Origin of the sequence: Paracoccus sp. S-4012 (assembly GCF_009674885.1) — a bacterium.
Classification (GTDB): Bacteria; Pseudomonadota; Alphaproteobacteria; order Rhodobacterales; family Rhodobacteraceae; genus Paracoccus.
In genome coordinates, this window is sequence record NZ_WKKA01000005.1 from 201,698 (window position 1) to 217,722 (window position 16,025).

Here is a 16,025-nt window from a genome sequence, read left to right on the forward strand (position 1 = left end):
CATGGCCGACCATCCGATGCTTTCGGGCAATGCCTTCAAGCTGGGCACCTTCGCCTCGAACTGCTCCTCGGGCATGACGCCCACCACGGTCCCGGACCGCTGGGTGAACAGTTGGGAGAACAACCTCAAGCTGGGCCAGATGCTGGACGAGGCGGGGATCGACTTCATGCTGCCGATCGCCCGCTGGATCGGCTACGGCGGCGAGACCGATTTCCACGGCGGCGTGCTGGAGACGATGACCTGGGCCGCGGGGCTGCTGGCCCGGACGAAGCGCATCGGCGTCTTCGCCACCATCCACACCGCCGCCAACCATCCGGTCGTCGCCGCCAAGCAGATCGCCACCATCGACCACATCAGCGGCGGCCGCGCCGGGCTCAACATCGTCGCCGGCTGGAACAAGCCGGAATACGAGGCCCTCGGCCTCACCCTCCCCGACGACCACGAGAGCCGCTACGGCTACGCGCAGGAGTGGTTCGACATCGTCCGCAAGCTCTGGTCCTCGGAGGAATATTTCGACTGGGACAGCGAGCATTTCCACCTCAGGCACGTTCATGGCGACCCGAAGCCGCTGCGCGGCACGGTGCCGATCCTGAACGCCGCGGGCTCGGGCCTGGGGCGAGAGTTCGCAACTCGGAACGCCAATTTCCTGTTCACCCCGGCGATCGACCTCGCCCGCTCGACCGACGAGATCGCGCAGCTGAAGGAGCAGGCGCGCGGCCAGGGTCGCGAGGTCGGCGTGCTGACCTTCAGCCACGTCATCTGCCGCCCGACCGAGGCCGAGGCGCAGGCCGAGATGGAGCGCACTGCGGTGCAGAACAGCGACACCGCCGCGGTGGACAACCTCGTGCGGCTGCAATTCGCCCATGCCCACAGCTTCCCGCATGACCTCCTGGCGCAGATCAAGCACCTGTTCGCCATGGGGCACGGGGGTTTCCCGCTGGTCGGCACGCCCGAGCAGGTGGCGGAGGGGATCCTCAAGCTGCACGCGGCCGGCTTCTCGGGCACGACGCTGAGCTTCGTGGATTACGTCAAGGAGTTCCCGTATTTCCGCGACGAGGTGCTGCCGCGCCTCGCGGCGGCGGGGATCCGGGACGCATGAGCGAGAGCGTGGACAAGCAAGCCTTCCGCGAGGGCCTCAAGGCCTTCGCGGGCAATATCTCGGTCATCACCGCGGCGCATGGCCGCGAGGCTTCGGGCATCGTCTGCACCTCGGTCGTCAGCCCCTCGGCAGAGCCGCCGCTGCTGATGGCCGCGATCAACGCGGGCGGCCACACGCTGCCGCTCATCCGAGACGCGGGCTGCTTCGGCTGGTCCTCGCTCGGCGCCGGGCACGAGGCGGTGGCGCGGGCCTTCTCGGGCTTCGGCGGGGTCGAGGGCGAGGAGCGCTATGCCGGGGCCGAGTGGGAGACCGCCGTGACCGGCGCGCGACTGCTGAAGGGCGCAGCGGCGGGGTTCGACTGCGTGACGCAGGAGATCATCGACCGCGACGGCTGGTCCATCGTCATCGGCCGTGTGGTCGCGGTCCGCAACGATCCGGGCGCGGGCGGCATGATCTGGTGGCGCGGGGGCTTCCGGGCGCTCGACGCGTGACGGGCCTTACTCGCGCCCGATCCGGCCCAGATGCGTGTCCTGGAAGTCGGTCGGCAGCTTCAGCCGATAGCCGAGCGCGCGGTCAAACCCGGCATGCGCCATCCAGAGCGCGCCCGCAGCGATCAGGCCCGGCTGGCCGGTCGCCACTCCGGCGAGGGCGAGCGCGAGGCCGCAGCCGTAGAGATGCAGCAGGTTGTATACTCGCGCGCCGACGACGGGACCGGCGAGGTAGCCAAGAAAACCGAGGTCCGGCGCGAAGAAAGCAACGGGCCAGAGCCACACCGGCCAGCCTGGCATAACCGCCACGGCAAGGGCGAGGCCCGCAAACGCGACCAGCGCGCCCTCGGCCCGCTGCCAGGCGACCGCCCCGCCGGTTGCGTCCCGTAGGGTGCGTCCTCCGGACGCGCCGGCATGGTACCGCTGTCCACCGTCCACCCCGCTCATTCCGCCGCCGCCAGCCGTCGCGTCCTGCGCTTCGGCGCCGCCTCCTCCACCGCCGCCTCGCGGCCTTCCAGCATCGGCCCGAGATACCGCCCCGTATGGCTTTCCCCGGCCTGCGCCACCGCCTCCGGCGTCCCCTCGGCCACGATCCTGCCACCGCCATCGCCCCCTTCAGGGCCGATGTCGATGATCCAGTCGGCAGTCTTGATGACGTCGAGGTTGTGCTCGATCACCACGACCGAGTTCCCCTCCTCGACGAAACGGTGCAGCACCTCCAGCAGCTTCCGCACGTCCTCGAAATGCAGTCCCGTGGTCGGCTCGTCTAGTATATACAGGGTCTTGCCCGTCGAAGCTCGCGAAAGTTCCTTCGCCAGCTTCACCCGCTGCGCCTCGCCGCCCGAGAGCGTCGTCGCCTGCTGACCGACCTTCACGTAACCGAGGCCCACCTCCATCAGCGCGTCCATCTTCGAGCGGATCGAGGGTACCGCCCTGAAGAAGTCCTGCGCCTCCTCGATGGTCATGTCCAAGACGTCTGCGATGGACTTGCCCTTGAACTGCACCTCCAGCGTCTCGCGGTTGTAGCGCTTGCCCTTGCAGGTCTCGCATTCGACATAGACGTCGGGCAGGAAGTGCATCTCAATCTTGATGACGCCGTCGCCCTGGCAGGCCTCGCAGCGGCCGCCCTTGACGTTGAAGCTGAAGCGGCCGGGACCGTAGCCGCGCGCCTTGCTCTCGGGCAAGCCCGCGAACCAGTCGCGGATGGGGGTGAAGGCGCCAGTATAGGTCGCGGGGTTCGAGCGCGGGGTGCGGCCGATGGGCCGCTGGTCGATGTCGATGACCTTGTCGAGATGTTCGAGGCCCTTGACCGTCTCGCAGGGGGCGGGGGTCTGGCGGGCGCCGTTGAGGCGCATCGAGGCGGTCTTGAACAGCGTCTCGATGGTCAGCGTGGACTTGCCGCCGCCCGACACGCCGGTGACGCAGACGAACTTCCCCAGCGGGAAGGCGGCGGTCACGTGTTTGAGGTTGTTGCCGGTCGCGCCGACCACCGTCACGGCCTTGCCGCTTCCGGCGCGGCGGGCGGCGGGCACGGCGATCTCTCGCGCGCGGGACAGGTATTGCCCAGTCAGGCTGGCGGCGTCTGCCGCGATCTCCTCCGGCGTGCCCTTGGCCACCACCTCGCCGCCGTGCACGCCCGCGCCCGGCCCCATGTCGAAGACATAATCGGCGCTGCGGATCGCGTCCTCGTCATGCTCGACCACGATGACCGAATTGCCCGCGTCGCGCAGGTTCTTCAGCGTCGTCAGCAGCCGGTCGTTGTCGCGCTGATGCAGGCCGATGGAGGGCTCGTCCAGCACATAGAGCACCCCGGTCAGCCCGCTGCCGATCTGGCTGGCGAGCCTGATGCGCTGGCTCTCGCCGCCCGAGAGCGTCCCTGCGGCGCGGGAGAGCGTCAGGTAGTCCAGGCCCACATTGACCAGAAACCCCAGCCGCTCGCGGATTTCCTTGAGGATGGCGACGGCGATCTCGTTCTTCTGCTTGCTCAGATGCTGCGGCGCGTCCTGGACCCAGGCCAGTGCCTCGCGGATCGAGCGTTCGACCAGCTGCCCGACATGCTCGCCCGCAATCTTCACCGCGAGGGCCTCGGGCTTCAGCCGGTAGCCGTTGCAGACATGGCAGGGGCGGCTGTTCTGGTACCGTTCCATGTCCTCGCGCGACCAGGCGCTGTCGGTCTCGCGGTAGCGGCGCTCGAGGTTCGGGATCACGCCCTCGAAGCTGCGGCTGACCTCGTAGACGCGGCCGGCGTCGTCAAAGCGGAAGCGGATTTCCTCGTCGCCCGAGCCGCGCAGGAACATCTCGCGCACCTCGCCGGGCAGGTCCTTCCACGGCGTCTTGCGGTCGAAGCCGTAATGCTTCGAGAGCGCGTTGATGGTCTGCGTGAGATAGGCCGATTTCGATTTCGCCCAGGGTGCGATGGCCCCCTGCGCGATGCTGAGGGTGATGTCCGGGACCACCAGCCGCTCGTCGAAGAACAGCTCCGCCCCCAGTCCGTCGCAGGCCGGGCAGGCGCCCATCGGGGCGTTGAAGGAGAACAGCCGCGGCTCGATCTCGGGCAGGGTGAAGCCGGAGACGGGGCAGGCGAACTTCTCGCTGAAGGTGATGCGCTCCGGCTCGCCCTCGCTCGGGGCGGTCTCGAGCACCGCGATCCCGTCCGCGAGGTTCAGGGCGGTCCTAAAACTGTCGGCGAGCCGCGTCTCAAGCCCCTCGCGCACGACGATGCGGTCCACGACCACGTCGATGTCGTGGCGAAACTTCTTGTCGAGGGTGGGCGGCTCGTCCAGCTCGTAGAAGGCGCCGTCGACCTTCACCCGCTGGAAGCCCTGCTTGCGGAGGTCGAGGAACTCCTTTTCGAAAGCGCCCTTGCGGTCGCGCAGCACCGGGGCGAGCAGATAGGCGCGGGTGCCCTCGGGCAGGGCCATGACGCGGTCGACCATGTCCTGCACCTGCTGCGCCTCGATCGGCAGGCCGGTCGCGGGGCTGTAGGGGGTGCCGACGCGGGCGAAGAGGAGGCGCAGGTAGTCGTAGATCTCGGTGACGGTGCCGACGGTCGAGCGCGGGTTCTTCGAGGTGGTCTTCTGCTCGATGCTGATCGCCGGGCTTAGGCCCGAAATATGGTCCACGTCGGGCTTGCCGGCCATGTCGAGGAACTGCCGGGCATAGGCGCTCAGGCTCTCGACATAGCGGCGCTGACCCTCGGCATAGATGGTGTCGAAGGCGAGGCTGGACTTGCCCGAACCGGAAAGCCCGGTGATGACCACCAGGCTGTCGCGGGGAATGTCCATGTCCACGTTCTTGAGGTTGTGCTCGCGCGCGCCCCGAACCTCGATGAACTTCTGCTCCATGCCGCCTCCGCGCGCGCCTGCGGCCGGCGCCGGAGGGGCGCGCGACTCTCGCCGGTATCAGATAGGGGCGCGTCCCGCGAGTGCAACGGGGGAGTGGGAACGGAGATGGAACACGGCGGCGGTTTGCCGAGGGACGTCATGCCTTACCGTTCCGCGTCCGCAAATGGGACCCTGTGCCCATTTGCGTGCAGCGTCGGCCACTAGACGACCGATCCGCCCCGCGGATCGGTCAGCGTCCGCCCTCCCCCAGGCGGACGCTTCGCGTCCACCAGGGCGGACGCTGCCCTCTGTTTCGACAAGGCCCGTGACAGGCGTTCTTGAGCGTTACTCCCGCACCTCCCCCGGATCGACGCCCCAGATCTCCGATTGCCGCACCCAGCCCGAGGTGCCGCCGCCGGTGATCTGGCACCACCCCGGCGTGCAACTGCCCAGCTTGACGATCGCGCCCGCCTCGGCCCGGGCGATGACGGCGGCGTTTTCGTCTCCCCGCGCCCGCAGCTCGGCCATGTCGCGGTGGACGAGCGCCGTCCGCACCCCCGAGAGCAGCGAGTAATGCACCCAACCCCCCGCCCCCTCGCTGTCCTCGACCCGGCGCCAGTGGCCGTATTCCGCCGTCACCCGCAGCGGCATCCCGGCATGGCGATAAACCCAGTCGATCCGGTGCGAGAGCGACGGCCCGCGCCGGGCGTTGCCCTCGGAACCCTTTAGCGAGACGTAGCGCGGCAGCGGCAGGTTCGTCACCGGGCCGCGGTGCGGGTCGCGCGTGCGGGCGAGGCTGGGGTCCGGGGCCGCTGCCTGCGCCGCGGGGGCCTCGGCCGTCGCCGCCGGCTCCTGCGCCCCGACCGGGACCGCCATCAGGGCGAGCCCCACCCCGACCGCCGCCAGCCGCGCGGTCGCCCGCCCGTTGATCTGAAGCCTCGTCATCCGCATCGTCCTGCTCACTGTCCGGGGTCTTGTGCCTGCCCCCTGCGCTTGGCAGTTTGCCAAAACCCCAAGGGCCTTGAAAGGCCGACACGATAAAGTCCCGGAGAGACCGTGCCCATGACGACACCTCCCCGCCCCTCGATCCCCGGCCGCCGAATCCGCCCGGTCGTGACCGTCACCCGGCGACTGCCCGAGGCGGTGGAGGCGCGGATGGGCGAGCTCTTCGACTGCACCTTCCGCGCCGACGACCGCCGCATGACCCGCGACGAGCTGGCGGCGGCGATCCGCACCTCGGACGTGCTGGTGCCGACGCTGACCGACCAGATCGACGCGAACCTGCTGGCGCAGGCGGGCGAGCGGCTGCGGCTGATCGCCAATTTCGGCGCCGGGGTGGACCATATCGACGTGGCCTCGGCCCGGCAGCGCGGGGTGATGGTCTCGAACACGCCCGGCGCCGTGACCGACGACACGGCCGACATGACCATGGCGCTGATCCTCGCCGTCACCCGCCGGATGCCCGAGGGCATGGCGGTGATGCAGTCCGGCCGCTGGGAAGGCTGGGCGCCGACCGCCTTCCTCGGCGGCAGGCTGGCGGGGCGGCGGCTCGGCATCCTCGGGATGGGGCGCATTGGTCAGGCCGTGGCGCGGCGGGCGAATGTCTTCGGCATGCAGGTCCACTACCACAACCGCCGCCGCCTGCGGCCGGAGATCGAGCAGGAGTTGCAGGCGACCTACTGGGAGAGCCTCGACCAGATGCTCGCCCGCGTGGACATCATCAGCGTGAACGCGCCGCACACGCCCTCGACGTTCCATCTGCTGAACGCCCGGAGGCTGAAGCTGATGAAGCCGACCGCGGTCGTGGTGAACACCTCGCGCGGCGAGGTGATCGACGAGAACGCGCTGACCCGGATGCTGCGCACGGGCGAGATCGCGGGCGCCGGCCTCGACGTCTTCGAGCACGGGGCCGAGATCAACCCGCGCTTGAGGGAGTTGCCGAACGTGGTCCTGCTGCCGCACATGGGCAGCGCCACGGTCGAAGGCCGCGCCGAGATGGGCGAGCGGGTGATCGTGAACATCAAGACGTTCGCGGACGGGCACCGGCCGCCGGATCTGGTGGTGCCGGGGATGTTGTGAGGGGTAGCGCCCGTTGACCAGCATGCGGATGTGAACTATAGTTCACAGTGATCGAGGTTCGACAGACATCGGAGTTCTCGGGCTGGTTGACCCGCCTTCGGGACCATCGGGCACGCGCCCGCATTCTCGTGCGGATCGACCGGCTGGCAGACGGCCATTTCGGCGATGCCAAATACTTCGAGGGGATCGGCGAGCTTCGCGTCGACTACGGACCCGGCTACCGGGTCTATTTCGTGAGGCGTGGCGGCACCTTGGTCGTCCTTCTCTGCGGCGGCGACAAGGGCTCGCAGAAACGGGACATCCAGCGGGCCAGCGCCATGGCGCAGGAGGTATGAACATGACGATCGAGACCAGCCACTTCGACGCCGCCGACTATCTGGGCGATTCCGAGGCGCAGGCTGCCTTCATCGAGGCCGCATTCGAGACCGGGGATGCAGCCTATGTCGCGCGTGCCCTTGGCGTCGTCGCGCGGGCTCAAGGCATGACGAAGGTCGCCACCGAGGCCGGGGTCACACGCGAGGCGCTTTACAAGGCGCTGAGCGAGAATGGCGATCCGCGTCTTTCGACGTTCTTCGGCGTGGCCAAGGCACTCGGCCTCAAGATCACGGCCGTTTCCGCCACGACCTGACTCCGCCACCTGCGGCAACCGCTTGCCAAGTGGACCGACCGCAACCCCATGTCGCTTTCGCCCCGCCACATGTCGGGGCCTCTCGCCTCCCGGACTTCCCGCGTGGCAGAAGAACGGCAACGCGAGGGAAAGGGACAGGCAGCGATGAAAACCCATGTGAGGGCCCTTGTGGTCGGCGGCGGCGCGGTCGGCTGCGGCATCCTTCTGGCGCTCGCCCGGCGCGGCTGGGACGCGATGCTGGTCGAGCGGGACGAGCTGACGGCGGGCTCCACCTGGCACGCGGCGGGACTGCTGCCGCTCTTCAACATGGGCTATGCCACCAGCCACATCCACGACTTCAGCGTGAAGCTCTATGCCGGGCTCGAGGCCGAGACGGGGCTCAACCCTGGCTTCGCCCGCGTCGGCAACCTGCGGATGGCGCAGACGGATGCGCGGATGGACGAATACATGCTCTATTCCGCCACCGCCGAGACGGTGGGGATCGAGCATGAGTTCCTGACGCCCGCGCAGATCAGCGACCGCTGGCCGCTGGTCCGCACGGACGACCTCAAGGGCGCGCTGTTCCACCCGACCGACGGCTACATCAACCCCGCCGACGTGACGCAGGCGATGGCCCGCGCCGCGCGGCAGGCAGGCGCGCATATCGAGCGGAAGGTGCAGGTCAACGGCTACCGCTGGACCGGCACCGAATGGATCGTCACCTGCGACCGCATGGTCGAGCGCGGCGGCAACCTGATCCCCGCGGGCGAGCCCTTCGAGATCACCGCCGAGCATGTCGTGACCGCCACCGGCAACCACGCGCAGCGCACCGCGCGGCTCCTCGGCATCAAGATCCCGGCGATCCCCGTCGAGCACCAGTATATCGTCACCGAGCCCGACCCCGCCCTCGTCGCCTGGCGCCGCGAGGGCAACCCCGAGCATCCCGTTTTGCGCGACGCCGACGCGAAATGGTATGTCCGCGAGGAGCGCAGCGGCTGGATCCTCGGCCCCTACGAGCGGCTGGCCCCCGCGCGTTTCCTCTACGACGTGCCCGAGAGCTTCCGCGCCGACCTGTTCCAGCTCGACCTCGACCGCATCGAGGAAGAATACGCCGCGATGCTGCATCGAATCCCGTCCTCCGAGACGGTGGGCCTGAAGGACGATTTCAACGGCCCGATCTGCTACACGCCGGACGGCAACCCCCTGGTCGGCCCGGCGCCGGGGCTGCGGAACATGTGGCTGGCCGAGGGCTTCAGCTTCGGCATCACCGCGGCGGGCGGGACCGGGCACTACCTCGCGCAGATGATGGTGGAGGGCGAGGCCGAGATCGACATGGCCTCGCTCGACCCGCGCCGCTTCGGCGGCTGGATGACGACCGAATACGCCGCCCGCAAGAACGAGGAGGCGTATGACCACGTCTTCGTCCTCCACCACCCCGACGAGGAGCGGCCTGCCTGCCGGCCGCTCAGGACCTCGCCCGCCTACGACCGCCAGAAGGCCGCAGGCGCGCAGTTCGGGCAGGTGAACGGCTGGGAGCGGCCGAACTACTACGCGCCGGAGGGTTTCGACGACCACGCCAGCCGCAGCTTCCGCCGCGGAAAGTGGTGGGAGCATGCGGTCGCCGAGGCGAAGGCGATCCGCGAGACAGCGGGGCTGATCGACGCCACGGCATTCGCCAAGCATCGCGTCAAGGGCGAGGGGGCGACGGCGTTCCTCGACTGGTTTACCACGAACAAGCTGCCTAAGGTCGGTCGCATCAACCTGACCTATGCGCTGACCGAGGCCGGGACCGTCAGGACCGAATACACCGTCGTCCGGCTGGCCGAGGATGATTACTACCTCGTCTCCGCCGGGGCGTGGGCCGCCTATGACGGCGATGAGTTGCGCAAGGCCGCGGCCGATGCCGAGGCGCGCTTCGGCCGCATCGAGGTGCAGGACGTGACGACGCAATGGGGCGTCCTGGCGCTCGCCGGGCCGAACAGCCGCGCCATCCTGAACGAGTTGATCCGCGACGCCGACCCGACAACGGCGCTCTCCAACAAGCGATTCCCCTGGCTCTCCATGCGCGAGATCGAGCTCGGCATGGTCCCCGTCCGCGCCATCCGCGTGGCCTATACGGGCGAGCTGGGCTGGGAGTTGCACCACCCGATCGAAATGCAGAACCACCTCTGGGACCGGCTGCTGGAGGCCGGAAAGCCTCACGGCCTACGCCTCGTCGGCGCGCGGGCGCAGAACTGGCTGCGGCAGGAGAAGAGCTACCGCGCCTTCGGCACCGAACTCGGCCGCGACGCCTCGCCGCTGGAGGCGGGGCTGGATCGCTTCGTGGATCTGTCCAAGGAGTTCCGCGGCAAACCCGCGATGGAGGCCATCGGCATCCGCGCCGCCTGCGTGACACTGCTGATCCACGGTCCCGCCGATGCCGATCCCTGGGGCCGCGAGGGGCTGTTCCGTGAGGGCCGGAAGATCGGCCGCCTGACCTCGGGCGGCTGGTCGGTCGCGTTCGGCAGGCAGATCGGCATGGGCTACGTCCGCCCCGACCTCGCCACGCCCGGCACCCGCCTCAAGGTGCGGATGCAGCGCGAGCTGTGGGATGCCGAGGTGACGGAGGACTCGCCCTACGATCCGCAGAACGCCCGCATCCGGCGGGACGGGTGAGGGCCTTGATAGGCGGCTGATCGCGCGAGGCCCGGCTTCGTGCTACACTCCTTCCCACGTCTTCCCGCCGTCCCTCGCGGACAGCGCGTCATGGGAGAGCGTGATGAGCGACGAACTGGTGGCGCCCGAGACCCGAGGCGTGACGGTGGAACTGCTGGCGGCGGTCGATCTCGGGCAGGAGATCGAGGGCATGGCCGGACGCCAGCTGCGGATGCGAAAGGTCACGATCGCGCCCGGTGGCGTCTTCGGCCCGGTTCACGACCACAAGGACCGGCCGGGCATGGTCTTCATCCTGCAGGGCACGATCACGGACCACCGGAACGGAATCGCCACCGACTACGGGCCGGGTCCCGGCTGGCCCGAGGATCGGAACACGACGCACTGGCTGGAGAACCGGGGAACGACGGCCGCGGTCGAGATCTCGGTCGATATCGTCAGGGCGTAGGCGCCACGAACGCGCGACGGAGGAGGCCGCACCGCGCACTCTCAATGCTCATGCGGGTCGTTCTCGGCGGGCTGCTGCGTCCCGTGGCTCGTGCCGGGCTCGTGGTCCGGCGGCCCTGTCCTGCGGCGGAAGGTCGCCTCAGAGGCTCGCCCCGTCCATTGCCCGGCTGGGCAGTTCGCGCGCGTTCACGCCTTCGAGGCAGTTGACGTTCACGGCGACGATCGGCTTGCCGTCCATCTCGCCCAGGCCATGCGTCTGGATGCCGCAGACGGGGCAGAAATGGTGGCCGATGACCTTGCGGTTGAAGCGGTATTCGGTCGAGCCGTCCCGCAGGAACGTGACCGCATCGGCCGGCACGAAGGTCAGCACGCTGCCGAGGCGGCGGCAGCGCGAGCAGTTGCAGGTCACGGTGTTGTCGAGGTCGGCATCGACCTCGAACGAAATGGCGCCGCATTGGCAGCTGCCGGTGTAGTGGCGTGTGGTCATGGTCTCTCCCTCTCAGTTGCAGCGGATGCGCGGGGTGGATTGACCGCCTGTGGTAACGATGACTCCGTTGTGCGTCGGCGTGAAGTCGCGGCTGTCGCTCCAGGTCTCGCCCTCGCCCGTGCAGGCGAGCTGCGCCTGCACCCCGCCCGCCGCCGCTTCCTGTGACAGCACGCGGCAGGAGGATTCGTGGAACATCACGCGGTCGGCGGCGATGGTCAGGCGCATGTCGGAGCCGGGACCGGCACAGGCGGCGGGGCTGGCGTCGTAGCCTCCGGCAAGGTCCACAAGGGTCATGGGCGGCATTGCCGGCGGGGCTTCAACCGGGGCGCAGCTGGTCAGCCCGGCTACGGCAAGCGCGGAGAGAAGCCGCATCACGCCTCCTCCTCGACCGGCAGCAGCCCGCGCCCCTTCAGCAGCGGCTCCACCCCCGGCATGCGCTCGCGGAACCCGGTCCACAACGCCTCCGGCGGGGCCGAGCCGCCGCGCGACAGGATCTCGGCCTCGAGCCGCGCCGCCACCTGCGAGTCGAACGGCCCGCCCGCTTCGGTGAAGGCGGCGAAGGCGTCGGCGTCCATCACCTCGGACCACATGTAGCTGTAGTAGCCGGCCGAATAGCCATCGCCCGCGAAGGCGTGCTGGAACTGCGGCACCCCGTGCCGGGCCGGGATCGCGCGGGGTGCACCGAGGTCTGCCAGCACTTCCGCCTGCCGCGCCATCGCGTCCTCAACCGGCTCGCCCCGGTGCAGCGCCATATCCACGAGGGCGCTTTCCACAAACTCCACCGTCGCGAAGCCCGCATCCGCCGTGTCCGCCGCCAGCAGCCGGTCGCGCAGCGCCGTGGGCAGCGGCTCGCCCGTCGAGACATGGCGGGCGTGGCGGTCCAGGACCTCGGGAACGGTCAGCCAGTGCTCGTAGAGCTGGCTCGGCAGTTCGACGAAATCGCGCGCGACCGAGGTGCCGGAGATCGAGGGCCAGGTCACGTCCGACAGGAAATGGTGCAGCGCATGGCCAAACTCGTGGAACACGGTGCGGGCGTCGTCCCAGCTGAGTAGCACCGGCTCGCCCGGCGCGGCGGGGGTGAAGTTGCAGCTGTTGGTGACGATGGCGCGCTGCCCCTGCCCCATCTTGTGCTGCTGTTGCAGCGCGCCGCACCAGGCACCCGACCGTTTGCCGGGGCGCGCGAGGAAATCGCCGAGGAAGATCGCCATCTCGCGCCCGTCGCGGGTCACGCGCCAGGCGCGGACATCGGGGTGCCAGAGGGTCGCGTCGAAGGGCTCGAACGCCAGCCCGAAGAGGCGATGGGACACGTCGAAGGCGGCGGCGAGCATGGAGTCGAGGCTGAAATGCGGCTTCACCTCGGCCTCGTCCAGCGCATGCTCGGCCGCCCGGCGGCGGGCGGCGTAGTAGCGCCAGTCCCAGGCCTCGAGCGGGCCGTTGACGCCGTCCTCGCGCGCCATGCCTTCCAGCACGGCGGCGTCCTTGCGCGCGCGGGCAAGCGCCGGGGTCCAGACCTGCGCGAGCAGCGCCTCGACCCGGTCGGCCGATCCGGCCATCTCGGTCTCGAGCTTGTAGGCCGCGAAATCCTCGTAGCCCAGCAGCCGCGCCTTCTCGTGCCGCAGCGCCAGTACTTCCGCGACCAGCGGCAGGTTGTCGGCCTCCGCCCCGGCAAGCGCGCCGGTTCCCCGCGCCTCCCACATCCGCTGCGCCGCCTCGCGCAGCGCGCGGTCGGGGGCGTGTTCGAGGAACGGGACCAGCAGCGAACGGCTCGCGGTGACGATGGCGCCCTCCGCCCCGCGCTCCTTGCCGGCCGCCCGCATCGCCCCGGCGAGCCAGCCGGGCAGCGCGGCCAGCACATCCTCCGGCACCGGGAGCGCCGAGGCGCGCTCCTCCGCCAGCAGATTCTGCGAAAACTGCGTCGTCAGCTCCGCCAGCCGCGCGCCGATGGCGGCCATGCGGGCGCGGCCCGCCTCGTCCAACCCCGCGCCGCCACGCCGGAAGCCGCGCCGGGCGAGCTCGGTCAGCCGCGCGTCCGCGGGCGAGAGGGCGCCGCGCGCCTCCCACACCGCCTCGATCCGGGCGAGCAGCCGCGGGTCGGTCACGATCTTTGCGTGGTGCCGGGCAAGATCGGGCGCGAGGGCGCGCTCGATTGCCTCGCGGGCGGGGGTCGAGACGTTGCCGGTGAGGGTGAAGAAGACGGCGAGGATGCGCTCCAGCTCCTCCTCGGCGGTCTCCATCGCCGCGACGGTGTTGGCGAAGTCGGGCGGCGCGGGGTTTGTGGCGATCGCCTCCCAGCGGGCTTCGGCAATGCGGATCGCCTCACCCACGGCGGGGCGGATGTCGGCATCGGCGATCAGGTCGAAGCGCGGCAGGCCGTGGGGACCGGACCAGCGGATCAGTTCGGGGTTCATGCGGGTCCTCCGTTGCGGCTTTCGGCCGCACCCTAGCGGCAAAGCCGGGCGGGCCGCCATAGGCTCAAGGGGCGCGCAGCAGCGTGACGAGCGTGTCGCCATAGCGGCGCTGGTCGAGCAGGTCGAAGCCGCCGGGAATGGCGGGCGCGGCCCCCTCCTCCCAGACCACCATCGCGCCGGGCGCGAGCCAGCCGCCCGCCTGCGCCGAGGCAAGCGCCCGCTCGCCCAAGCCCTGCCCATAGGGCGGATCGAGGAACACGAGGCCATAGCCCGTCCCGCGGTTCGGGCCGAGGTCGGTCGCATCGCGGCGCCAAACATCTGTCACGCCCTGCGCGCGCGCCAGCTCGATGTTGCGCCGGAGGAGCGCCCGGCCCGCGGCCCCCTCCTCGACGAAGGCGACCCGCGCCGCGCCGCGCGACAGCGCCTCCAGCCCGAGCGCCCCGGTCCCGGCGAACAGGTCCAGCACCCGCGCCCCCGTCACCGGATCGCCGTGGCCGCCGTTCAGCAGCAGGTTGAAGACCGCCACGCGCACCCGGTCGGAGGTCGGGCGCAGATGCGCCGCCGGATCGCCCGCGCCGACATCGGCCAGCTTCAGGCCGCGCAACCGGCCCCCCACTATCCTCACGCGCCGATCCTCACCGCATCAGGGCCTTGAGGTCGGTCGCCGGGTCCGCCACCGCCGCCGGATCGGCGCTGCGCCCGGCGTCGATCAGCCGCTTGCCGACCATGTAGGCGCGGGCGTCGTTCAGCGCCTCCACGCAGAGAAGCCGCGGGCCCGCGAAGCTCCAGACGCTGGCCCCGTGACCGCCCTCGCCTTCGCGCACGACCTCGTGGTCGGCGCCGGTGGCGAGGCCCGCGATCTGCAGCTTGGCGTCGAACTGGTCGGACCAGAACCACGGTCTGGGGATGTAGGGCTTCCCCGCCCCGAGGATGTTCGCCGCCACCGCCTCGGCCATGTCGATGGCGTTTCCGACGCTCTCCAGCCTGAGCCGCCGGCCCTCATGGGGAAAGCTGGCGCAGTCGCCCGCGGCCCAGATGGCCGGGTCCGAGGTCCGGCCGAACGCATCCACCGCGATGCCGTTGTCGAGCGCCAGCCCCGCCTCGCCCGCAAGCGCCGTCTCCGGCAGCACGCCGATGCCGCAAATCGCGAGATCGCAGGGCAGTTCGCGCCCGTCCGTCAGATGCACCGCCTCGACCCGCGCAGCCCCCGCCAGTTCCGACACGCCCGCGAGCTCGACAATGTCGACCCCATGCCCCTGCTGCAGCGCCCGGATACGGTCGGCCATCGGCTCCGAGGCGACGCGGCCGAGGATGCGCGGCCCGGCCTCGACCACAGTGACCTCGAGCCCCAGCTTGCGCGCCACCGCCGCCGCCTCGAGCCCGATATAGCCGCCACCGACCACGACCAGCCGCCGCCCCGGCCGCAACTCCGGCGCAAGGGCATCGATGTCGGCGAGGCTGCGGACCACATGCACGCCCTCCCGCTCGCCTCCCATCGCCGCCGGCAGCCGCCGGGCCGCAGCGCCGAGCGTCAGCGCGAGCGCGTCGTAGCGCTCGCGCCCGCGCGTCGTCTCGATCTCGCGGGCCGAAGGGTCGATCGCGAGCACCCGCTCGGCCTTGCGCAACTCGATCCGGTTCTCCTGCCACCACTCGTCTGCGCGCAGGGTCAGGCGGTCCAGCGGCATCTCGCCCAGCAGGTAGCCCTTGCTCAGCGGCGGGCGCTGATAGGGCGCGACCGGCTCCTCGCCGATCACCACGATCTCCACGTTGGCGTCGAGCGCCCGCAGCCTGGCCGCCAGCGAGGCCGCGGCCTGCCCCGCGCCGGCGATCACGATCTTCATGGGGCACCCCGCTGGCGAACCGAACCGCGTGACCGTAGGTTGAGGCGAATGGTGATGCAATTCTCACGAAAGGACGCGTCATGGCGATCAAGGAAGGCGACCGGCTGCCCTCGGCCGAGGTGCTGAAGAAGGGCGAGAACGGGCTGGAGAAGGTGGACCTGTCGCAGGTCAAGGGCCGCATGGCGCTGTTTGCCGTGCCGGGCGCCTTCACCTCGACCTGCTCGAACAGCCACCTGCCAAGCTTCGTGAAATCGGCCGAGGGGCTGCGCGGCAAGGGCGTGGACCGGATCATCTGCGTGGCGGTGAACGACCCCTCGGTGATGGAGGCCTGGGGCAAGGCCGGGGGTGCTGGGGATGCCAGGATCGAGATGATGTCGGATGCCGATGGCAGCTTCACGCGCGCGCTCGGGATGGAATTCGACGCGCCGCAGTTCGGCATGTATGGCCGCTCGCGCCGCTACTCGATGCTGGTCGAGGACGGCGTGGTCAAGGTGCTGAACCTCGAGGCGAATCCGGGAGCGTTCGAGGTCTCCGGCGGCGACAAGATGCTGGAAAGGCTGTAGGCTCATGCGGCGCGGCGGCTGGCGCTGCGCC

Annotated in this window: 16 protein-coding genes; 8 read left to right on the forward strand and 8 right to left on the reverse strand. The window is 70.1% G+C overall.

Going from position 1 to position 16,025, the window contains the following annotated elements; all coding sequences use genetic code 11:
• Position 1 precedes the first annotated feature (1 nt).
• Both GI374_RS09155 and GI374_RS09160 read left to right on the forward strand, forming a co-directional pair.
• The gene (locus GI374_RS09155) at positions 2 to 1,099 is read left to right on the forward strand and encodes an LLM class flavin-dependent oxidoreductase (protein ID WP_154336765.1); all 1,098 of its coding nucleotides are present in this window, start codon (positions 2 to 4) and stop codon (positions 1,097 to 1,099) included.
• Positions 1,096 to 1,590 carry a flavin reductase family protein gene (locus tag GI374_RS09160; protein ID WP_154336766.1) on the forward strand — a complete coding sequence of 165 codons (495 nt, stop codon included), beginning with the start codon at positions 1,096 to 1,098 and terminating at the stop codon, positions 1,588 to 1,590. Before GI374_RS09155 ends, GI374_RS09160 begins: the two co-directional genes overlap by 4 nt.
• A gap of 6 nt (positions 1,591 to 1,596) precedes the next feature.
• Here GI374_RS09160 and GI374_RS09165 read toward each other — a convergent pair whose 3' ends face one another.
• The 3 genes from GI374_RS09165 to GI374_RS09175 form a co-directional block, all read right to left on the reverse strand.
• Entirely contained in the window at positions 1,597 to 2,034 is a 438-nt protein-coding gene (locus GI374_RS09165) for a DUF4260 domain-containing protein (RefSeq protein ID WP_154336767.1), read from the reverse strand.
• Positions 2,031 to 4,931, reverse strand: coding sequence for an excinuclease ABC subunit UvrA (uvrA, locus tag GI374_RS09170; RefSeq protein WP_154336768.1), 2,901 nt, complete (start codon positions 4,929 to 4,931; stop codon positions 2,031 to 2,033). Before uvrA ends, GI374_RS09165 begins: the two co-directional genes overlap by 4 nt.
• Positions 4,932 to 5,255: 324 nt before the next feature.
• On the reverse strand, positions 5,256 to 5,855 hold the full coding sequence (locus tag GI374_RS09175) for an SH3 domain-containing protein (protein WP_154336769.1): 600 nt from the start codon (positions 5,853 to 5,855) through the stop codon (positions 5,256 to 5,258).
• A gap of 117 nt (positions 5,856 to 5,972) precedes the next feature.
• On the opposite strand from GI374_RS09175, the gene GI374_RS09180 reads away from it, so the two are divergent.
• The 5 genes from GI374_RS09180 to GI374_RS09200 all read left to right on the forward strand — a co-directional run bounded on the left by GI374_RS09180 (position 5,973) and on the right by GI374_RS09200 (position 10,696).
• On the forward strand, positions 5,973 to 6,989 hold the full coding sequence (locus GI374_RS09180) for a D-glycerate dehydrogenase (RefSeq protein ID WP_154336770.1): 1,017 nt from the start codon (positions 5,973 to 5,975) through the stop codon (positions 6,987 to 6,989).
• Positions 6,990 to 7,036: 47 nt separating this feature from the next.
• A complete protein-coding gene (locus GI374_RS09185) occupies positions 7,037 to 7,324 on the forward strand; it encodes a type II toxin-antitoxin system RelE/ParE family toxin (RefSeq protein ID WP_370515245.1) in 288 nt (95 codons plus the stop codon).
• Positions 7,325 to 7,326: 2 nt separating this feature from the next.
• Entirely contained in the window at positions 7,327 to 7,617 is a 291-nt protein-coding gene (locus GI374_RS09190; protein WP_154336772.1) for an addiction module antidote protein, read from the forward strand.
• Positions 7,618 to 7,761: 144 nt separating this feature from the next.
• Complete coding sequence (locus tag GI374_RS09195; protein ID WP_154336773.1) at positions 7,762 to 10,251, forward strand: FAD-dependent oxidoreductase; 2,490 nt, start codon at positions 7,762 to 7,764, stop codon at positions 10,249 to 10,251.
• A 103-nt stretch (positions 10,252 to 10,354) separates the two neighbouring features.
• Complete coding sequence (locus tag GI374_RS09200; RefSeq protein ID WP_154336774.1) at positions 10,355 to 10,696, forward strand: cupin domain-containing protein; 342 nt, start codon at positions 10,355 to 10,357, stop codon at positions 10,694 to 10,696.
• Positions 10,697 to 10,834: 138 nt separating this feature from the next.
• Here GI374_RS09200 and GI374_RS09205 read toward each other — a convergent pair whose 3' ends face one another.
• The 5 genes from GI374_RS09205 to GI374_RS09225 form a co-directional block, all read right to left on the reverse strand.
• A complete protein-coding gene (locus GI374_RS09205) occupies positions 10,835 to 11,182 on the reverse strand; it encodes a GFA family protein (RefSeq protein WP_154336775.1) in 348 nt (115 codons plus the stop codon).
• Between the two features lie 12 nt (positions 11,183 to 11,194).
• Complete coding sequence (locus GI374_RS09210; RefSeq protein ID WP_154336776.1) at positions 11,195 to 11,554, reverse strand: hypothetical protein; 360 nt, start codon at positions 11,552 to 11,554, stop codon at positions 11,195 to 11,197.
• A complete protein-coding gene (locus GI374_RS09215; RefSeq protein ID WP_154336777.1) occupies positions 11,554 to 13,590 on the reverse strand; it encodes a M3 family metallopeptidase in 2,037 nt (678 codons plus the stop codon). Before GI374_RS09215 ends, GI374_RS09210 begins: the two co-directional genes overlap by 1 nt.
• A 64-nt stretch (positions 13,591 to 13,654) precedes the next feature.
• Positions 13,655 to 14,215 carry a 16S rRNA (guanine(966)-N(2))-methyltransferase RsmD gene (gene rsmD / locus GI374_RS09220; protein WP_370515246.1) on the reverse strand — a complete coding sequence of 187 codons (561 nt, stop codon included), beginning with the start codon at positions 14,213 to 14,215 and terminating at the stop codon, positions 13,655 to 13,657.
• 10 nt (positions 14,216 to 14,225) lie between these two features.
• Positions 14,226 to 15,431, reverse strand: a complete 1,206-nt coding sequence (locus tag GI374_RS09225) for an NAD(P)/FAD-dependent oxidoreductase (protein WP_154336778.1) — start codon at positions 15,429 to 15,431, stop codon at positions 14,226 to 14,228.
• An 80-nt stretch (positions 15,432 to 15,511) separates the two neighbouring features.
• Between GI374_RS09225 and GI374_RS09230 the strand changes: the two genes are divergently transcribed.
• Complete coding sequence (locus GI374_RS09230; RefSeq protein WP_154336779.1) at positions 15,512 to 15,994, forward strand: peroxiredoxin; 483 nt, start codon at positions 15,512 to 15,514, stop codon at positions 15,992 to 15,994.
• The last annotated feature ends 31 nt before the right edge of the window (positions 15,995 to 16,025 follow it).